The sequence below is a fragment of the Clostridium sp. 19966 genome (genome assembly GCF_032335695.1).
Lineage (GTDB): Bacteria > Bacillota > Clostridia > Clostridiales > Clostridiaceae > JACTOJ01.
Genome location: NZ_JACTOJ010000004.1, coordinates 255,825 through 275,259 on the forward strand (window position 1 = coordinate 255,825; position 19,435 = coordinate 275,259).

The following is a 19,435-nucleotide window of genomic DNA, read 5'->3' on the forward strand; positions in this document are numbered from 1 at the left end:
GATAACCAATTTTTATTATTAGAATTTTGGGCTACACCGCTTATTGAAGCTATAGTTTATAAAATTGCTATACTAGTCGATAATGTTAACTATCTCCGATTCAATTGTAAGCCCTCAATCTTCATCTAATGAATCATATTGTACGTTCAATATAATAATCCTTATTCATTATGTATTTTTTATATTTCCATTAACCTCGGATTGTCCCATATTTTGATTTAATTTTAACTATATACTTCTCTTTAATATATTTGTAATATTAAATAATCATATCCGAAAAAAATTCTGTTTCAAAAGCATAGTAAGCTGATTCACCGTATCATCTTGAATTCACTTTCATAAAATCTCATATCATATTTTATACTCTACCAAGCAATCAAACCTCTTTCTGATACATCAGCAACGGACTTGTACTCTACTTTTTCAAAGCAACCATTTATACAATTACTATACACTTTGTCCAAAATTTTTCTATTCTTGCAGTAAAATTCTATAAATGCTGAATCTGTGCATAATATGACCATTTCGCAATTGCTTCCTAAAAAATCTTTGAATGCTTTTATTTCGATGTGCTCACTACCGATGGGATATGCTTTTATATCAGCAAATATCATGTAATAACTATCTCTTGATATACATCTAGTGAATTTTTCTGCATCTAAAACATCTGCACCAAAAAAGTCTTGCTTTATCTCACCATTCTCATAGTATAAAAAATCATCGGTATTTATTTCCCAATCATAACTAAATAAATTAACACCACTTAAGATTTTATTTATATAATTGCTATATTCATTGCTTACTTCAATATCTAAACCAATCACGTTTTTCTCTCCCTTTCACTAAACCAATTGCACTAAAAAATCATATCCAAGACATGTATATTGATAACTTATAACTCTCTTCAGATTAATACAAATTCATGAGAGTAGTATCATTTCTACTTTCTCTTCTAATTATCAGCTTTAAATAATTTACTCTACTTGTTAATATTAACCATTGTTTTCTTTATATAGATTAATATCCCTATAGTTGATACTGCTAAAATAGATAGCAATATATCTGAAAATATTTCTTTTATATTTATCCATAATTGTGGATAAATATAATTTAAAACAATCTGTACTTCTAACGCCGCTACCATTATAGAGAAGACCAATAGAATATAAAGGAATAATCTACGGTGAAATATTGCAAATTTTTCCCTATATAAAATATAAGTAGCTAGCACTATTATATAGATAGATATACAGAATATTCCCTGTTTTTCATCTGAAAACTTTTTAACACCTATAATACTTACTAGTGCATCAGCAATTGCTATCATCGTCAGCGTACGAAACAATGATGATGATTGTTCCATATTGTTGTTTTTCTTGCCTTTTTTCATAAAATATCTCACCCTTTAATTTCCTACTATTTTATCTTTCATTTTAGGAGATTGTAATATATGTTTTTAACATGATAAATAAATATCATATAAAAAACACATCACCAGAATACGATGATTGAAAAAAAATTGTTTTCAATCATTTTATTAATAAATTACACGTATTATCTATTGCTAAAACCAAGTTCTTTTTATATCTGGATCTATCATTGTACATACAAGCACATAAATTCCTGGTACGAAAGCAACTATTGCAAGTATTACTTTAATATATATTGTATACTTATACCATATGTAATAAAATGACTCACGAATAATAACAGCAATTATTGCTATTATCGATGTGATACTAAAAAGAATATCAAAATTATATATATAGTGTAGCTGAAATTTAGTAAGTTTTTCTTTATTCTTCTTTGTTAGTCCAAACATAACTATTGGTATCATAATTAGAGCTAGTATTTGCCCCCATGTTGATAAGCTTCTTATTCCTCCTGTTATTCTTAATATAGATGAAACTGCAAGTGCAAATAATATGCCGTCCATCCATGAAGCCTCTTTTTTTGCTTTCATTACTATCATCTCCATATACTCTAATTGCAAAGATTTTAATAAAAATACTTTATTGTATAGATGGCGATTTTTCCATATGTCATGGATGCGCCTTAGAAATCTATAACTTCACCTCTGAACTACTCACACTTCTTTATTATCAAAAATTTATTTATAATATATCCATGTCCTTTTCTTATATGATAATATTCTACAGCACCTTGACGATTTCCTTCACAATAACTATATATTAGAAATCAAGGTAAAAGAAAACCAACAGATTTCCCCATTGGCTTTATAATCTTATATTAAATTTTTAATCTCTCTAATTCGTTCAATGCTTAATTCTGTACCTTTTACAATTACTTCCTCGGCAATTCCTAATTTCAAGAAATTTAATGTAGCCTCTTCTTTACCTTCTTCTCTTGCACCCTCAATCATACTTCTCTCATCCAATATCTTCTTCATTCTAAGCTCTGCAATCCATTTATTTAACCTGCCATTTAGTTCTGGTTTTTCTTCTAAATACTTTGGAAGTTCCACATTCTTTTATTCTGTTTGTAATATTAATATCCTCTGAAGAAGGGGAACGGTCTCCGCTTGGATGGAAATGGCTTACTATGATGGAAGCTGCATTGCTTAAGATTACTGGCTTGAATAGCTCCTTTGGATGAACTAAAGAACTATTAAGAGTACCTACGCTTACAACATTAATTGTGGTAGGTTGATTCTTTGTATCTAAAGAGCATACTATAAGCTGTTCCCTGTCAGAGCCTTCTAAAAACTTCTTAACAAGCTTATATGCATCATTAGGTGAGTTTACCATTCGGTTTCTATAGAGCATGCTTGCCTCCTTAATCATTTTTATAGATACTATATCAACTCTTTTGCTTCTTAGATTTTTAGAAGTATTAATGATTCTATGTTCCTTAGAAGCATTGTTTTTACTCTCTTTTTTAGTACTATAATCGTATTTAAGCATATCTATTCCTCCATGTTTTCATTTCTATATTTTAGTAAATTGTAATCTATGCTTTTAACACCATAAATAAATATCATATAAAAAACCCATCACCAGAATTTGATGATGGGAAAAATTGTTTTCACTCATTTTATTAATAAATTACATGTATTATCTATTGCTAAAACTTATCTCCAAGTCCTTTTAATATCTGGATCTATAATTGAACACACTGCTAAATAAGTTGTTGGTACGAAAGCAGCCAATACAATTAAAATTTTAAAAAAAATTATATTCTCAATCCATATGTAATCATACGATTCACGAATAATAACAATACTTACCGCTATTAACATTGCGATACTAAAAAGGATATCAAAAATATATAAGTAATGTAGCTGAAATTTACTAAACTTTTTTTTATTCGCTTTAACTATTACAAATACCACTATTGGCATCATAATTAACACTAGTATTTGTCCAAATGTCGATAGACTTCTTATTCCTCCTGTTGCTCTTAATATAGCTGAAACTATTAGTGCAAATACTATGCCTTCCATCAACGAAGCCTCTTTTTTTATTTTCATTACTATCCTCTCCTTATACACAATATTATCCAAACAGCTCACCCTTAAGGAAATCAAATCCAGATGAGGCTACAATACTTAATACTGGTCCTGCTACGGGAATACCTTCCGCTACTCCAGAAATAAAAGTTGCACCAGCATCCCAACCTACTTTCAGTACTTTTGTCCCAACGCTACCATCACCTCTTACATCATCAATGATAGAATATGCACTATATGCTACACCAAGTGTTTTCCCAAAATATTTTGCCTTTTGAACTATTTTAGAACCTGGAATAAATATTCCTCCACCACTTCGCCTCATATTCCTGTTGATTTGTACATATGTATCCTTACCTATTGCATCATATACCTGTTTAGTTCCTTGATCCACAGATGATACACCAACAGTTAAAGCAGCATTTTTTCCAGCATTCTTAAGTTTAGTTATTGCAGCTGCTGCAATTATGCGTGAAGAATTTTCTAAAAATGTTTTTTTCATTTGTGAATATGATTCTGTTCTCTCTTGTGACGTTTCCTCATCTGGTGACGCACAGTATAATGGTCTATATCCGTCTTTATCGCTTAAGGCAACAGGACTGTTCTTACAATAAGCAAATAAATTATGTCCAAGTAACTCTCCAACACTTCCTGCTATAGCATCCGCATTTATAAATCTTCCCCAATCAGGATTGTAGTATCTACTCTGCAAGTAGTATAAACCTGTCTCTGTATCATATCTATATCCTCTGTATCTATATGGATTCTTCACTCCTACAGTATCTTTAAGGCTTCCATCTATAGATACTAGCTTACCCCAAGTATCATAAGTGTAGCTTACTACCTGTGCTCCTGTCTTATCAAAGAGTCCTATAATGTCACTTTGTCCATTTCTTATATAGTAGTATTCTACACCATTTAGATTAATGGACACAAGCTTTCCTGCACTGCCATAAGTATAATATATATTGTCTTTATAAAGTTTTATATCCTTTTTTCATGTGCCGAAAATTTCATTATACAAGCTTTCTACTCAAGTATACTTTTTGTCAAAATGTAATAACTAACTTTATTTTCAATTTAGTTTGACTAACTTTTGTAAAGCTAACTTAAGGAAAACTTAGAATTTCCTTAAGCTTACATAAAAAAGCCTACTATAGACACTTTAGAGAAAATAGTTAATTCCTTGGAAATAACCTTTCAAGAACTGTTTGATTTTGAAAATAGAATTGATAAAAGAGAGATGTCTACTGTAATTGATAAGCTTACTTTTCAATTGAATACACGCTCTGAGGAAGAGCAGACAATCATTTATGACTTGGTAAAACAAATCCTTAAATTTAGGGATAAAAAATAGTAACTATTCAATATTCACTAGCTAGTAGCATTATTGAATAGTTACCATAATCTATTATATATATTTTAGCATTAATAGTGTCTTTAGCTGTTATTATAAATTCTTCTTTAAACTCTAGCTTTTCTTGAAAATGTATAATCTTTTGCTTTTTAACTCCATCTTGAGTAATCTCAGATAACTGAAATGATAAATTTTTCTCGAAATAAACTCTTATTTCATTTATCTACATTTTGTCTTACAGAATATACCAATATAGATTCTTAACATTACTATCTCTAAAAATATTAGTTAAAACATTTTTCTCTGATAAATTTACTTTAAAACTAATACCTCTCATAAATTATATTAATATCCCCATCAACAAATCCAACCCCTATAGCATATACACTTTTAAGTATATATGAATTTTTACCTTCCTCTAGATACCTAGTTATCATTTCTATAACATAATTTAATCCTAATTCCCAATCATCAATATCATTGTTTTTTTCTATATAACAAATATCTTCACCTGTTGTAAAATAATCTGTACACGCCCAATCTGAACTCTCTTTATCCCAATTATCAGATCCAATTAGTTGTATATCATATGTTTCTTCTTCCCCTTCATATATATTGAAATTAAATGCCTTAATACCTTTAGGCAATTCTTGTTCTAGGACTCTATTGATCCAGACAGATAATAATTTGAAATCATCTAATGATTCATTAGTTATACTCATTTTAGCCTCCAAATTAATAACATTTTTTATAAATCATAATATTTTTTATTATGGATTTCCTCATTTCAAATAGAAATTTCTACATTTAGCATCAAATAAAATGATTTAAATCACTTCCACTTCTTGGAACCTACATCCTGTAATATTATTATTTTCTAATGACTTTTTTAATACTTCTGATATTAATGTAACAAATAGATAATTTTTTACTCTTACCAAGTGAAGTCCATTAAGTTTAATATTATCTAGAACCGGTCTAATTATCGATATACGTTCCATATTCTTAACCTTAAATACTTTATATTTTGATTGTTCTAAATTTAATCCATCAGTAATACCAATTATATTTATAATACTATATCCTTCTATCAACTCATGCGTTGATTTTTCTCTTATTTCTATAGGTATATATTGAACATTGTTCACCCCAATGTTTTCCAATATAATTTTAAATTTATATGATACTATAATCCATCCCAAATCATTTGATAAATAATCTGTTGGAATATCACCTTTTATCTTATCATAGTAAAATGTAATTTTATTACTACAGCCTCCTAATATTCTTCCTTGATTTACATCATATTGCTTTAAATTAAACTTTCTTTCAAAATCTTCATCAGTATAACATATCATTTGTTGTGGATTTATATATTCATCAGAATCTATTATTTTGTAGTATTTCATTATGGTTTCCTCCAATACTTTTTATACAGCATATCAGGATTATTTGTTATTTCTTGTTTTAAGTCTCCAAATAATTCGATAAAAATGTCTTTATCTCCATTAGCTATACTATCAAATTCTTTTACCTTTTCAAACATATATTCATGGTAATCATATGCATGCCTTCCTTGGTGTGGTAATGATACTTTATTCCAAGCTTCATTTAATTTTAAGCTATATTTGCTAATAACTTTGTTGAACTTTGGAGTATACACCTTGCTTTTGTTAGTTAAAAAATGATGTATTTGATTTGGTTTAATATCTTCTGTACTTTTGCTTATCTTCACAGCTGTATTTTCTTCTGACTTGCTGATACTTGAAGTTGTTCTTATTTCAGAAGCAATTGATTCTGCTAATTCTATTCCTCCAACCGAACCTAATCCACCCATTCCATATCCATCATCCAAGCATTCCATCATATATCCGGTATGATCGTAGAAACTTATAGGATTATTTTCACAATATATAAATGCATTGTGACTAAGAAGTTCTCCTTTTATTCCTGCTATAGCATCTGCATTTATAAATCTTCCCCAATCAGGATTATAGTATCTTGATTGTAAATAGTATAAGCCTGTCTCTGTATCGTATCTGTATCCTCTGTATCTATATGGATTCTTTATCCCTACAGTATCTTTAAGACTTCCATCTATAGATACTAATTTTCCCCAGGTATCGTAAGTATAACTTACCACCTGTGCTCCTGTCTTGTCGAAGAGTCCTATGATGTCGCTTTGTCCATTTCTTATATAGTAGTATTCTACACCATTTAGATTCATGGATACAAGCTTTCCTGCACTGTCATAAGTATAATATATTTTATCCGTACCGTTGTCTTCATAAGTTACATCGCTGCCAACTAAGTGGTAGTTTGTGGTTACTCCATTTACTGTCTTTTGAGTTCTTATGCCACTGTCATCATACTTATAGCTTGCAGTTAAGCCATTGCCTGTGATGCCTGATAGTTGTCTTCCCTGCTCCCAGCTGTAGCTGTAGCCTGCATAGGTTAACGGATTTCCGATAGCGTCATAGGTTATTGCATTTCCATCATAGGCTGTAAGTTCATCCTTCCAGTTGCTGTTTCCATAAGTATAGCTGTGAGTGGATGTGGCTATTCCTAAGCTTCCTGTGGTATAAGCATACTCGGTCTTTGTCTGTATATTCCCACCTGCATCATAGCTGTTTTTCTTGCTGCTACTATTTAAATTTAGTACAGCTATTTATATTCTTATCTAGTTTTATAGTTTTATAGTCAGGACTTAAATCCTTGTTTATGCTAAAAAATAAATTCTTTTTAGACTTTTTATAATTGACAAGCTTGCTTTCGAATTGAATACACGCTCTATGGAAGGAGAAGTGTCTCCGCTTGTATGATATGGCTTTCTATGATGGAAGCTGCATTGCTTCGGTTTCGATAAAACATGCTTGATTCCTTAATCATTTTTATAGATACTATATCAACTCTTTTGCTACCTAAATTTTTAGAAGTATTCTTGATTCTATAATCGTATTTAATCATTTTGATTCCTCCATAATTTATGAATTCTTAATCTATGATTTTATCATAAAAAATTAGCCAACAGGTTTCCCCGTTGGCTATTAATAAAAAGTTTTATTAGGCTTTCTCTCAAACAAAAGCTATTTAATTTTAATGTTTATATTATAACAAGTGACAGTCTAAATTCTATATACTTATATTCTACCTACGGCTAAAATGCTTATCAATTCAAAACATCATAATGACAGTTAAGCATTGATATACTCTTGCAACAAATAGCAGCAGATGCTTCTTACATTTATTCAATACCTAATATCTTTTTAGCCTCTTCCCCTGACATTGGTGGTGCATATTCTGAAACTTCTATCGTTATAGTTCCAGACTTACCAATATTTGAATTATTATCCACATCAATATGAATATGACTTGCTGGTGCATAAGAATCTCTATAATATTCAAGTAAGAATGAAGAAATGTAGCCTATATCATTATGTGACAGCTTAACCTTTATTCTATCATTTATTAGTTCTACTCTTGTTTCCTCATCCATATCCACCAACATAAAATTAATATTTTTACCTGTTACTAAAGATTTTGTCGTAAAGCATTCTGCATGATTAAATTCTAGAAGTTGTAACTCCATAAAAAATGTAATCAAATCTTCTTTTTCAATTCTAATAAGTACTTCCCAATCATCGGATTCAAAACCTGTTAACCTTATTCTCCCATTTGTTTCAATATATCTTTTCATTATTATCACCTTCCATTGTCCCAATAAAAGTGCCAGTTTTCTTCTACTTCACCTGTATCAGGATTTAATCTTTCTAAATGAATATGCGGTCCCTCGCCATGTTCTCCTAAAATGTCACTTGGCTTAGCTCGATACTGACTTTTTCCATTAATACTTCTAAGCTTATAATCTTCAGTCTTTACAGGATTTTTGCCTACTTTTGTTCTTGCAACAGCTCTGGCTTCTCCTTCATTTTTAAACCTTGCAGTTTTAATAACAGCTTTCTTTGATTTCTTATCTTTAGGATATTTACCACTGCTATTATTGGAATTTCCACCTGAATTACCACCACTACTACCTGACCTTCCTGCTGATGCAAAATAAATATTAGCTGCAATATCAACGCCTCCGCCTATTTGAGCTCCTCCAACAATTCCATTTCCTAAAGTATCATCACTTGCTGTTGAGTAGCTGTCCATCGGAAAAAATTCATTACCTATTTGTATTCCAAGTGAAAAAGGATTAATATCACCTATAACAGCTTCACCAGCATCAATAATCCATCCAAAAACACTAAGCGCACTAAATCCTTCTGAGTCCACACCATTTGCAGGATTATTCTTGCAATATGCAAATAAGTTATGAGATAGCAAATTTCCTTGAACTCCTATATCTCCATCCGCATTTATAAATCTTCCCCAATCAGAATTGTAGTATCTACTCTGCAAATAGTATAAGCCTGTTTCAGTATCGTATCTGTAGCCTCTGTATCTATATGGATTCTTATAGCCTACACTTGCTGTATTGTTTGTTATATCAGCTCCACTGCCATCTTTTATTGATATAAGCTTTCCCCAGGTATCGTAGGTATAGGAAGCAACTGTAGCTCCTGCCTTGTCAAAGAGTCCTATGATGTCTCCTTGTCCATTTCTTATATAGTAGTATTCTACACCATTTAGATTCATGGATACAAGAGTACCTGCACTGTCATAAGTATGATATATTTTATCCGTACCGTTGTCTTCATAAGTTACATCACTGCCTACTAAGTGGTAGTTTGTGGTTACTCCATTTACTGTCTTCTGGGTTCTTATGCCGCTGTCATCATACTTATAGCTTGCAGTTAAGCCATTGCCTGTGATGCCTGAAAGCTGTCTTCCCTGCTCCCAGCTGTAGCTGTAGCCTGCATAGGTTAACGGATTTCCGATAGCGTCATAGGTTATTGCCTTTCCATCATAGGCTGTAAGCTCATCCTTCCAGTTGCTGTTTCCATAAGTATAGCTGTGAGTGGCTGTGGCTGTTCCTAAGCTTCCTGTGGTATAAGCATACTCGGTCTTTGTCTGTATATTTCCACCTGCATCATAACTGTAGGTTATGCTCTTATTCACCACTCCATTGTCTTCCCTTATAAGCTAGTTGTAACTGTAGCCTATGGTTTTGCCGTTTTGAACTATGCTTACTATATTTCCATTGGCATCATAGCTGTTTTTCTTGAAAATGTATAATCTTTTGCTTTTTAACTCCATCTTGAGTAATCTCAGATAATTCAAATACTTGTAAATAGTCTTTTTCTTTCACCTCCATAATTTCTATTGTATACCATAGAAAATTTTGTAGGAACTCTGGAACTGCTTCTGTAATGCCCTTTGTCACATATTTAATACCTTTAAACATAAATATTATCCACCTTTCAAAGTATGGGAAAACCCCATATTTTTTTTATTTATTTTATACAACACCTTTTTCTTTTAGGCTGATATACCTATCATCACCAATAATAATATGGTCTAGTAAATCAATGCCCAATAGCTTTCCACATTCTTTTATTCTGTTTGTAATATTAATATCCTCTGAGGAAGGAGAAGGTCTCCGCTTGGATGATTATGGCTTACTATGATGGAAGCTGCATTAGGATTACTGGCTTGAATAGCTCCCTCGGATGCACTAAAGAACTGTTAAGCGTGCCTACGCTAACAACGTTAATTGTTGTTGGCTGATTCTTTGTATCTAAGGAGCATACTATAAGCTGTTCCCTGTCAGAGCCTTCTAAAAACTCCTTAACAAGCTCATATGCATCATTAGGTGAATTTACCCTTCGGTTTCTATAGCATATGCTTGATTCCTTAATCATTTTTATGGATACTATATCAACTCTTTTACTACTTAGATTTTTAGAAACATTATTGATTCTATGCTCCTTAGAAGCACTGTTTTTACCTTCTTTTTTAGTACTATAATCATATTTAATCATTTCTATTCCTCCATGTTTTGATTTTTATACTTGTATAACTAAAATTTTCAACATATTTATTTAATAACAACTAAAAATCCCATCACAAAGCATATGATGGGATTTTTAGTTAATTTTTTATATTAAATTTACTACAATCTATTATTTTTATTGTCATAATAAATTATCCTATGAATTGTTAATAATGTAGCCGTACCTACGAACGGAATAAGTATTATTATACCCATGGTAACTCTATATTTATTATATATATATGGGTATTTGCTTTCAATTATACCAGCTATTATAGTAAGATATATACTTAATGCAAAACATGAAAATCCTGATAAAGCAAGTTTATATCCCTTTTTAGGCAATCCACCATATCTTTTAAATACCCATATAAAAGCTAGCGGCACTAATCCAATAACTATATAATTAAGTATATCTGGTATTATATTCCCAAACATTGAGTATAAAATAACTCCAGTAATAAATAATACTGTTATAACTGTATTTTTTTTATGAACTCTCATATATTTGCCTCCTAATTTTATTTACCAAATATTAGCTTTTTTATCTCGCCAGCTATTGAGCCTACAGCCCATGATGTCCCTATGGCAAGTCCTCCAGCGATTAATATTGGTGTTTCTTCTGGTATAAATGCAATTGCAGCTGCTCCTCCAAAGATTGAAATTGTATCTATCCCATCTGCTGTATATACTGTGACCATACCAGAATTTTTATAATCAGAATAATTTTTATGTAAAGATTGAAGATAGACTATTGTTGTTATTATTCCGATACGGCTACCATAACTTGCTAGTGGTCCTCTCATTCCATTTATAGGCACAGGTACTGTCTTTTGACTATTGAATTCGCTTCTCAGCACTTGTCTTCTTGTAGAATGACTAACTCCATTGCTTTTTGCTTTTTCATTCCACTGAGTCCATGTAGTTGTAAGTGGAACATTTGTGTGTATTATTTTTCCTACGACAGTATCTCCACTACCTGATTTATAATCATTTTGGCTAGGTCCAGAATAAGCTCCTGTTGCGGCTGCTGATACAGCAATTCCACTTCCACTGCCAGCACATTCATCTGGTTCTGAACCAACCATTCTAAAGCCATCAGGATCTTTTCCACTTGCAGGATTGTTTTTACAATAATCAAACAGATTATGTCCAAGTAACTCCCCAACACTTCCTGCTATAGCATCCGCATTTATAAACCTTCCCCAATCAGGATTGTAGTATCTACTCTGCAAATAGTATAAGCCTGTCTCTGTATCATATCTATAGCCTCTGTACCTATATGGATTCTTCACTCCTACTGAATCCTTAAGGCTTCCATCTATGGATACTAATTTTCCCCAAGTATCGTAAGTGTAGCTTACTACCTGTGCTCCTGTCTTATCAAATAGTCCAATTATGTCACTTTGTCCATTTCTTATATAGTAGTATTCTACACCATTTAGATTCATAGATACAAGACTTCCATGACTGTCATAAGTATAATATATTTTATCCGTACCGTTGTCTTCATAAGTTACATCGCTGCCAACTAAGTGGTAGTTTGTGGTTACTCCATTTACTGTCTTTTGAGTTCTTATGCCACTGTCATCATACTTATAGCTTGCAGTTAAGCCATTGCCTGTGATGCCTGATAGTTGTCTTCCCTGCTCCCAGCTGTAGCTGTAGCCTGCATAGGTTAACGGATTTCCGATAGCGTCATAGGTTATTGCCTTTCCATCATAGGCTGTAAGCTCATCCTTCCAGTTGCTGTTTCCATAAGTATAGCTGTGAGTGGCTGTGGCTGTTCCTAAGCTTCCTGTGGTATAAGCATACTCGGTCTTTGTCTGTATATTTCCACCTGCATCATAACTGTAGGTTATGCTCTTATTCACCACTCCATTGTCTTCCCTTATAAGCTAGTTGTAACTGTAGCCTATGGTTTTGCCGTTTTGAACTATGCTTACTATATTTCCATTGGCATCATAGCTGTTTTTCTTGAAAATGTATAATCTTTTGCTTTTTAATTCCGTCTTGAGTAATCCCAGGTAACTCAAATACTTGTAAATAATCTTTTTCTTTCACCTCCATAATTTCTATTGTATACCACAGAAAATTTTGCAAGAACTCTGGAACTGCTTCCGTAATACCATTTGTCACATATTTAATACCTTTAAACATAAATATTAGCCACCTTTCAAAGTATGGGAAAACCCCATATTTTTTTTATTTATTTTATACAACACCTTTTTCTTTTAGGCTTATATACCTATCATCACCAATGATAATGTGGTCTAGTAAATCAATGCCTAATAGCTTTCCGCATTCTTTTATTCTGTTTGTAATATTAATATCCTCTGAAGAAGTGGAATGGTCTCCGCTTGGATTGAAATGGCTTACTATGATGGAAGCTGCATCGCTTAAGATTACTGGCTTGAATAGCTCCCTTGGATGAACTAAAGAACTATTAAAAGTGCCTATGCTGACAACATTAATTGTGGTTGGCTGATTCTTTGTATCCAAGGAACATACTATAAGCTGTTCCCTGTCAGTGCCTTCTAAAAACTCCTTCACAAGCTCATATGCATCATTAGGTGAATTTACCCTTCGGTTTCTATAGAGTATGCTTGATTCCTTAATCATTTTGATTTTTATATTTCCCGTAATTATAATCTCTCCTATAATATCCTCAATTAATGACAATAAAAAATTCCACCATATTTTGAGCGTGGTGGAATCTATTTTTTTATTTTACTACCTAATTCTAATTATGCAGTAAATTTCTTTTATTAGTAATTACTTAAATTACTAAATTCTCTAAATAATACTTTTTATTAATTTTTTAGTTAGCTACAATATACTTTTCAGTAATTTTTATAACCTTAAGCTTTGTTTTTATATTCTTGACTTTAATAAATATTTATATTCAAGAATCAGTTCTGTTTTTAAAGTAATTAGTTACATAGGCACATACATTAAATAATAATATAAATGTTGTCATAATAAGTGGTATATTTATAATATTGTATGTATCATCTTTCGTTACAATTATCAAAGAATAAACATTATTTTTAATATCTTCTATTCCGCTAGAATTCGAAACGAAAATAATAACACTATTAAATTTATACAAAAAATCTGCACATGAACTTAAAAGAGCAAAGGAAAATATTATGTTTATACCTAATATGGATTTAATTTGTATCTTTTTCATACATCCACTCCCTTAATATTACTTTTTCATTTTCAACTTTATAAGTAAAAATCAAGTTATTAATAAGTACCAACTATATAGTAATTCCCAGTATAGTCAAAACCATTATCGCCAGCATTATCTATATGGGTTTCTGTTAAACAAATTAGTTGTGAATTGGCACTATTAATTTGGTTAATAGTTTTAAAGAACATAGATTTGTTAGCTTGGTCAACTAGCGTCATCTCTGCACCGAAAAGTGTAAAAATATAATTACTATGTGATATTTCTTTTGTAATAAGTCCCTTACTCTTATCAAGGATAGCTCCTATAATAGCATCCTTGCCATTATCATAGCTAGCACCAGCATTTAATTTATAAAGATATAATTCAGCAGCTGACTTGCTATCAAAGTACATTTTTGTTTCGGACTTACTAACTCCATAACCATAATTGGTCACTATCTTTCTACCTACAAAAACAGGTTTATCATCAATTTTAGTTTCCTTTGATCCGCCATTATTATCTTTTTGTGCCGCTGCTATCCTCGCCTGCTGAGCCGCCCAATTATTATAATTATATACCCCAACGCTACTATCTGGGTCCATAACCATTCTGAATCCATCTGCATCATATCCATTCACAGGACTATTTTTACAATAAGCAAACAGATTATGTCCTAGTAACTCTCCTAAGCTTCCTGCTATAGCATCCGCATTTATAAATCTTCCCCAATCAGGATTGTAATATCTTGATTGCAAGTAGTACAAACCAGTCTCTGTATCATATCTATATCCCCTGTACCTATATGGATTCTTCACTCCTACTGTATCCTTAAGACTTCCATCTATGGACACTAGCTTTCCCCATGTATCATAGGTATAGCTTACTACCTGTGCTCCTGTCTTATCAAATAGTCCAATTATGTCACTTTGTCCATTTCTTATATAGTAGTATTCTACACCATTTAGGTTCATGGATACAAGCTTTCCTGCACTGTCATAAGTATAATATATTTTATCCGTACCGTTGTCTTCATAAGTTACATCGCTGCCAACTAAGTGGTAGTTTGTGGTTACTCCATTTACTGTCTTTTGAGTTCTTATGCCACTGTCATCATACTTATAGCTTGCAGTTAAGCCATTGCCTGTGATGCCTGATAGTTGTCTTCCCTGCTCCCAGCTGTAGCTGTAGCCTGCATAGGTTAACGGATTTCCGATAGCGTCATAGGTTATTGCCTTTCCATCATAGGCTGTAAGCTCATCCTTCCAGTTGCTGTTTCCATAAGTATAGCTGTGAGTGGCTGTGGCTGTTCCTAAGCTTCCTGTGGTATAAGCATACTCGGTCTTTGTCTGTATATTTCCACCTGCATCGTAGCTGTAGGTTATGCTCTTATTCAGCACTCCATTGTCTTCTCTTATAAGCTCGTTTAGCTCGTTGTAGCTGTAGCTTATGGTTTTGCCGTTTTGAACTATGCTTACTATATTTCCATTGGCATCATAGTCATAGTCTAGGCTGCTTCCATTATTGGTTATAGTCTTTAATTTTGTGGAACTAGAGCCTGCTGCTCCAGCTTTGTATGCATAGCCCACATTATAGCTTGTTTGGCCTGTGCTTATGCTGCTATTTGAGATTCTTCCTATGCTGTCATAGGTTTTTAAAACCTTTGCCCCTGAATTCATATCAACTTCTGTTAATCTATTATCCTTATCAAAGGCATATTTTGTAACATAGTTTATATTTTTAATCTTATCTATTACACTATTTGTATTATTATTGTTATCATACCCATAGGTTAGGGAATCTCCTTCTCCATCATTTACTTCTGTAAGTCTATCTGCATTGTCATACACATATCTATACTTCTTTCCATTAGCCAAATCTTCCTTGTAGCCTAGATTTCCTGCGCTGTCATAGCTATAGGTATATCGTGTAGCTCCGTTATAGCCTCTTGCTATTACTCTATCTAAATCATCATATTGGTTATTAATGCTCTGTCCATTTCCATAGCTGGAACTTAATAGCTTTCCTGTTCTGTCCTCGTAGCTGTTTGTTATAAGATTTTGATTTCCTACGGAAACTCCTGTATTATTCCCTAAGGAGTCATAGGCAAAATTATAGGAAAAGCCGTTATGTCCTATGCTGTCTATCTTATCATCCTTGTAGCTGTATTGGTTAGAAACTGCTACTCCATCTGCTGTTTTAGAGGTACCTATTAACCTATCCATTCCATCATAGGTATAAGTGGTTGTCTTCCCCTTTGGATCTGTCTCGGTATTCAGTGTGCCTTTGTTTTCATCATAACCATAATTTATAGTATTTCCTAAGCTGTCTGTCATAGAGCTTATATAGTTTCCGCTGGCAGTATAGCTGGCAGAGGCTTGTATAAATAAGCTGCTGTCTCCTACCTTTGAGGTCAGAGGATTTCCATATTTGTCATAGGTAAAGGAGTATACTACATTTTGCGCAGAAGTTGCTGTTATAAGATTATGATTTCCATCATAGGTATACTTAAATTCATTTCCTTTTGCATCTGTAGCTTTTATAAGATTATTATTAGTGTCATAATCAAATTTTGAGTTTTGCTTTGCTAAATCTACCGTAGATATTACATTTCCTTTAGCGTCATACTGATAGCTTTGACTAAAGTTTTCTTTATATAGCTGTATTCCATCAAAATATGCACTATTAGCATTGTTATAATATATAACATAAACCTTTACGCTGGTATAGGCTGCTTTTGCTACTACAGCCTTTGATGCATACTGCCAATCGGAGCAATCCTCATTAAAGGGCACTACATCGAATTGAACAGGAGTACCTTGATTCAAAAAGGCTATATGTACAGCAAAATATCTATTTTTTTCGTTGCTTAACGGTACAGATTCACCCTTTGCCCAGCCGCTTAACACATATGAATCTCCTGCATTTCCTTTAATGTCTATGCTTTGAGCTATTCTCTTTGAAGTAACTGCATCTCCAACTATTCTAAATACACTGGTATCAAAGTTTTTAGGGTGCAGGGGCGAGCCTTCAGCAACTATAGTATCTGCTGCATTACAATTTCCTTCTGCTGTCCAACCAAAAGGTATTCCTGAAGTACCAGAGAAGTCACCGTTTTCTACCATATTAAACCTGTTTGCTATAGTTCCTTCCTCTAGCTGGAAATCATCAAAATATGCTGTACCTGTTTCATATTGCAGCGCAGCTCTTATCACTATTTGTCTGCTGGCAGTATCCTGCGGAACGTTAAAGGTAACCTCCACTCTTTTCCAGTCATTGCTTCCTGTTATGCTTTCTGTCTTTGCCCCAATGAAGCTTCCATTCTTATCTTGGCAGAAGGCTGCAAGATAAGCTCCCCCATCAATATTCTGATTGCTTACATTCACTGTTTTAATATAGGCAGAAGCAGTATAAGTCTTTCCTGGCTGAATTGTTACTATTTGCTGCACATAATGTCTTAATACATTATCTGTTTTTGCTATTTTTATACTTCTATCTCCTTCATACTTATCTTCTGCGGTTAAGCTAGTGCTTCCTTGACCCCCATCGCTGGAATTTAACCAGTTTCTATCATATTCTATTCCTTGATTTAATAATAGATTGTTTACACTTCCTTGCAGCTTTGATTCTTCCCCAAGCTTAGTTTTATTGTTATCATCATATTTGTAGTATTCTGCATTTCCCGAAGAATCTTGTATATCCACGGTTTTTCCGCTGTCATCAAATTCATAAACCTCTGTTTTTCCCTTTGAATCTGTAAAGGAGGTTTTATTGTTTCCATAGGATAAATTTAATTCTTCACCTAGCTTACCATCTCTAATACTGCTTTCTATTACCTTTTTTACTCTATAGGCAGGTGCAGCATAGTATTCATAGCTCATTCTTATTCCATCGTTATTTATAGCATTAACTAGATTTCCATTGCCATCATATTGATAGGTAGTAGCCTTTCCATCAGGATAATTTATGCTGGTAAGCTTTCCGTTAGTGTATTGATAGGAGGTTCTTCTGCCTGCAGGATCTGTTATTCCCAAAAGACCGCCCACAGCGTTATAATCAAGACTTGTGGTTCTTCCTCCTCCATCTACTAGTGAGGTAAGTATCCTGGTTCCATTGGAAGCATTCCCATAATAAAAGTTTACTGCATTTCCATCCTTATCTACAATGTACCTTATATCTCCTACTCCCCAGAAATTAACTGCATTATTGTTTTTATCCTTTATAGTATAGGTGCTGTTGCCTTCCTTTATTAGAGTTAAGCCTAAATTTAACTCATCCTTAATTTCATTGGAGGATGCATCGTATTTGAAGTAATGTCTAGTTCCATCATCATCCGTATATACGTAGTAGGGAACTCCTCCTATGGTGCTATATTCAAATCTTTGGCTATAATTTAATCTCCAGCCATCTCCATAGCCTATATTAAAGTCTTTGTCATTGCTGCTATAGACATGGTTTATACCTACAGGAGCTCTGCTGCCGGATAGTGCCAAATCCGTTTCAGTAAAAACCAAGTTTCCATTATAATCATTTACATATCCTGTCCCTGCTCTTCCTACATCTTGGCTGTGATAGGTCCAATAGCTTTCAAGTCCAGTATTGCTTACATAATCTATATAGGCTCTTGGTCTTGCATTTGCATCAGTGGTATCTGCTGACCTGAAAGCTGCATCTCCGCTGTTTTCATTGTCAGCCTTAAGCATTAGTCCAAAATTGTTTCCGCTATTGTACCACTCTTTTGCTATAGAGGTTATATCAAAATCACTCCATTGGCCTGCAACTGGTGTATTATAATCTTCTATCCTTGAGTTATATCCAGGTTGGTTAGCCCAAGTTATATTCGTTGTGTTCCAATCGCTCAGTACCTTATGTACGTTTACTTGTCCTCCACCATTAAATAGTTCATAACAATTTAAAGATAATTGAGCATTAATTACCATATCCGATGAACTTAGCTGAGGCAAGTCAAATTTAACATAGCTGCGGTGTATTCCAAGATTATTATAAAAACCTGCATATAGCAATATATTGTTTGCTTTATTTTCAGTGTCTATAGAGCTTACAAAGGTATCCTGTATTTTTGCTCTATCAATATTAGTCTCTACTGGAGGATCTATTGTTACAGGATATACCCTGTCACTGCTGCTTAGCCAGTCGCTGTCTGGAGTCACTGTAAGATTGTAACCATTTTTCGTTTTATCTAGGCTTACCTTCACAGCATCGCTTTGGCTTTCTTTTGCATCATACATATTAGGTGCCTGCATCTGAAATACTGCTTTTTTACTGTCCTTGTCGTCATAAAAAATTATGCTGTTATCCTTCTGAAGCTGTGGTATAAGGTTTTTAGCATTCAAATTAAAGCTGTAGGACACGTTTTGCTGGGGCTTGTTTATTACTATGTTCTCCTTAACCTTATCTCCTATTAGATCGTATCTAAGGTCTGTATCCGTATATATATTGCTGTACTGAACAGAGGAGGAGTTTTTTTCTACAGTC

At 33.0% G+C, this 19,435-nt stretch carries 21 protein-coding genes and 1 pseudogene; all 22 read right to left on the minus strand.

Annotated elements, in window-relative coordinates:
- Nucleotides 1-365: 365 nt before the first annotated feature.
- A complete protein-coding gene (locus IAI10_RS06135; RefSeq protein WP_315672406.1) occupies nt 366-824 on the minus strand; it encodes a DUF2691 family protein in 459 nt (152 codons plus the stop codon).
- A 155-nt stretch (nt 825-979) separates the two neighbouring features.
- Nucleotides 980-1,390: a hypothetical protein gene (locus IAI10_RS06140; protein WP_315672407.1), complete on the minus strand. Its 411-nt coding sequence runs from the start codon at nt 1,388-1,390 to the stop codon at nt 980-982.
- Nucleotides 1,391-1,564: 174 nt separating this feature from the next.
- Complete coding sequence (locus IAI10_RS06145) at nt 1,565-1,963, minus strand: hypothetical protein (protein WP_315672408.1); 399 nt, start codon at nt 1,961-1,963, stop codon at nt 1,565-1,567.
- Nucleotides 1,964-2,245: 282 nt separating this feature from the next.
- Nucleotides 2,246-2,410, minus strand: coding sequence for a hypothetical protein (locus IAI10_RS06150; protein WP_315672409.1), 165 nt, complete (start codon nt 2,408-2,410; stop codon nt 2,246-2,248).
- A gap of 19 nt (nt 2,411-2,429) precedes the next feature.
- Complete coding sequence (locus IAI10_RS06155; protein WP_315672410.1) at nt 2,430-2,924, minus strand: JAB domain-containing protein; 495 nt, start codon at nt 2,922-2,924, stop codon at nt 2,430-2,432.
- Between the two features lie 167 nt (nt 2,925-3,091).
- Nucleotides 3,092-3,490, minus strand: a complete 399-nt coding sequence (locus tag IAI10_RS06160; protein WP_315672411.1) for a hypothetical protein — start codon at nt 3,488-3,490, stop codon at nt 3,092-3,094.
- 25 nt (nt 3,491-3,515) lie between these two features.
- Nucleotides 3,516-4,403, minus strand: coding sequence for an RHS repeat-associated core domain-containing protein (locus IAI10_RS06165; RefSeq protein ID WP_315672412.1), 888 nt, complete (start codon nt 4,401-4,403; stop codon nt 3,516-3,518).
- Nucleotides 4,404-4,833: 430 nt separating this feature from the next.
- Nucleotides 4,834-5,049: a DUF960 family protein gene (locus IAI10_RS24650; protein WP_396334350.1), complete on the minus strand. Its 216-nt coding sequence runs from the start codon at nt 5,047-5,049 to the stop codon at nt 4,834-4,836.
- Nucleotides 5,050-5,149: 100 nt separating this feature from the next.
- Nucleotides 5,150-5,548, minus strand: a complete 399-nt coding sequence (locus IAI10_RS06170; protein WP_315672413.1) for a hypothetical protein — start codon at nt 5,546-5,548, stop codon at nt 5,150-5,152.
- Nucleotides 5,549-5,653: 105 nt separating this feature from the next.
- Nucleotides 5,654-6,235 carry an imm11 family protein gene (locus tag IAI10_RS06175; protein WP_315672414.1) on the minus strand — a complete coding sequence of 194 codons (582 nt, stop codon included), beginning with the start codon at nt 6,233-6,235 and terminating at the stop codon, nt 5,654-5,656.
- Nucleotides 6,235-7,053, minus strand: coding sequence for an RHS repeat-associated core domain-containing protein (locus IAI10_RS06180; RefSeq protein ID WP_315672415.1), 819 nt, complete (start codon nt 7,051-7,053; stop codon nt 6,235-6,237). The genes IAI10_RS06175 and IAI10_RS06180 overlap by 1 nt, the downstream gene beginning before the upstream one ends.
- 563 nt (nt 7,054-7,616) lie before the next feature.
- Nucleotides 7,617-7,793, minus strand: coding sequence for a hypothetical protein (locus tag IAI10_RS06185; protein WP_315672416.1), 177 nt, complete (start codon nt 7,791-7,793; stop codon nt 7,617-7,619).
- Between the two features lie 277 nt (nt 7,794-8,070).
- A complete protein-coding gene (locus IAI10_RS06190; RefSeq protein ID WP_315672417.1) occupies nt 8,071-8,523 on the minus strand; it encodes a hypothetical protein in 453 nt (150 codons plus the stop codon).
- Between the two features lie 5 nt (nt 8,524-8,528).
- On the minus strand, nt 8,529-9,893 hold the full coding sequence (locus IAI10_RS06195; RefSeq protein WP_315672418.1) for an RHS repeat-associated core domain-containing protein: 1,365 nt from the start codon (nt 9,891-9,893) through the stop codon (nt 8,529-8,531).
- Between the two features lie 85 nt (nt 9,894-9,978).
- Nucleotides 9,979-10,176, minus strand: a complete 198-nt coding sequence (locus IAI10_RS06200; protein WP_315672419.1) for a DUF960 family protein — start codon at nt 10,174-10,176, stop codon at nt 9,979-9,981.
- Between the two features lie 54 nt (nt 10,177-10,230).
- Nucleotides 10,231-10,753: pseudogene (locus tag IAI10_RS06210) on the minus strand (RadC family protein).
- 131 nt (nt 10,754-10,884) lie between these two features.
- Nucleotides 10,885-11,268, minus strand: a complete 384-nt coding sequence (locus tag IAI10_RS06215; RefSeq protein WP_315672421.1) for a hypothetical protein — start codon at nt 11,266-11,268, stop codon at nt 10,885-10,887.
- Nucleotides 11,269-11,285: 17 nt separating this feature from the next.
- Nucleotides 11,286-12,641: an RHS repeat-associated core domain-containing protein gene (locus IAI10_RS06220; protein WP_315672422.1), complete on the minus strand. Its 1,356-nt coding sequence runs from the start codon at nt 12,639-12,641 to the stop codon at nt 11,286-11,288.
- A gap of 85 nt (nt 12,642-12,726) precedes the next feature.
- Nucleotides 12,727-12,924 (minus strand): DUF960 family protein, encoded by a 198-nt coding sequence (locus IAI10_RS06225; RefSeq protein ID WP_315672423.1) that lies wholly within the window; start codon nt 12,922-12,924, stop codon nt 12,727-12,729.
- Nucleotides 12,925-12,978: 54 nt separating this feature from the next.
- Entirely contained in the window at nt 12,979-13,446 is a 468-nt protein-coding gene (locus IAI10_RS06230) for a JAB domain-containing protein (protein WP_315672424.1), read from the minus strand.
- 223 nt (nt 13,447-13,669) lie between these two features.
- Nucleotides 13,670-13,957 carry a hypothetical protein gene (locus IAI10_RS06235; RefSeq protein WP_315672425.1) on the minus strand — a complete coding sequence of 96 codons (288 nt, stop codon included), beginning with the start codon at nt 13,955-13,957 and terminating at the stop codon, nt 13,670-13,672.
- A 59-nt stretch (nt 13,958-14,016) separates the two neighbouring features.
- Nucleotides 14,017-19,435, minus strand: a 5,419-nt coding sequence (locus IAI10_RS06240) for a DNRLRE domain-containing protein (RefSeq protein WP_315672426.1), incomplete at its 5' end; no start/stop codon positions are given.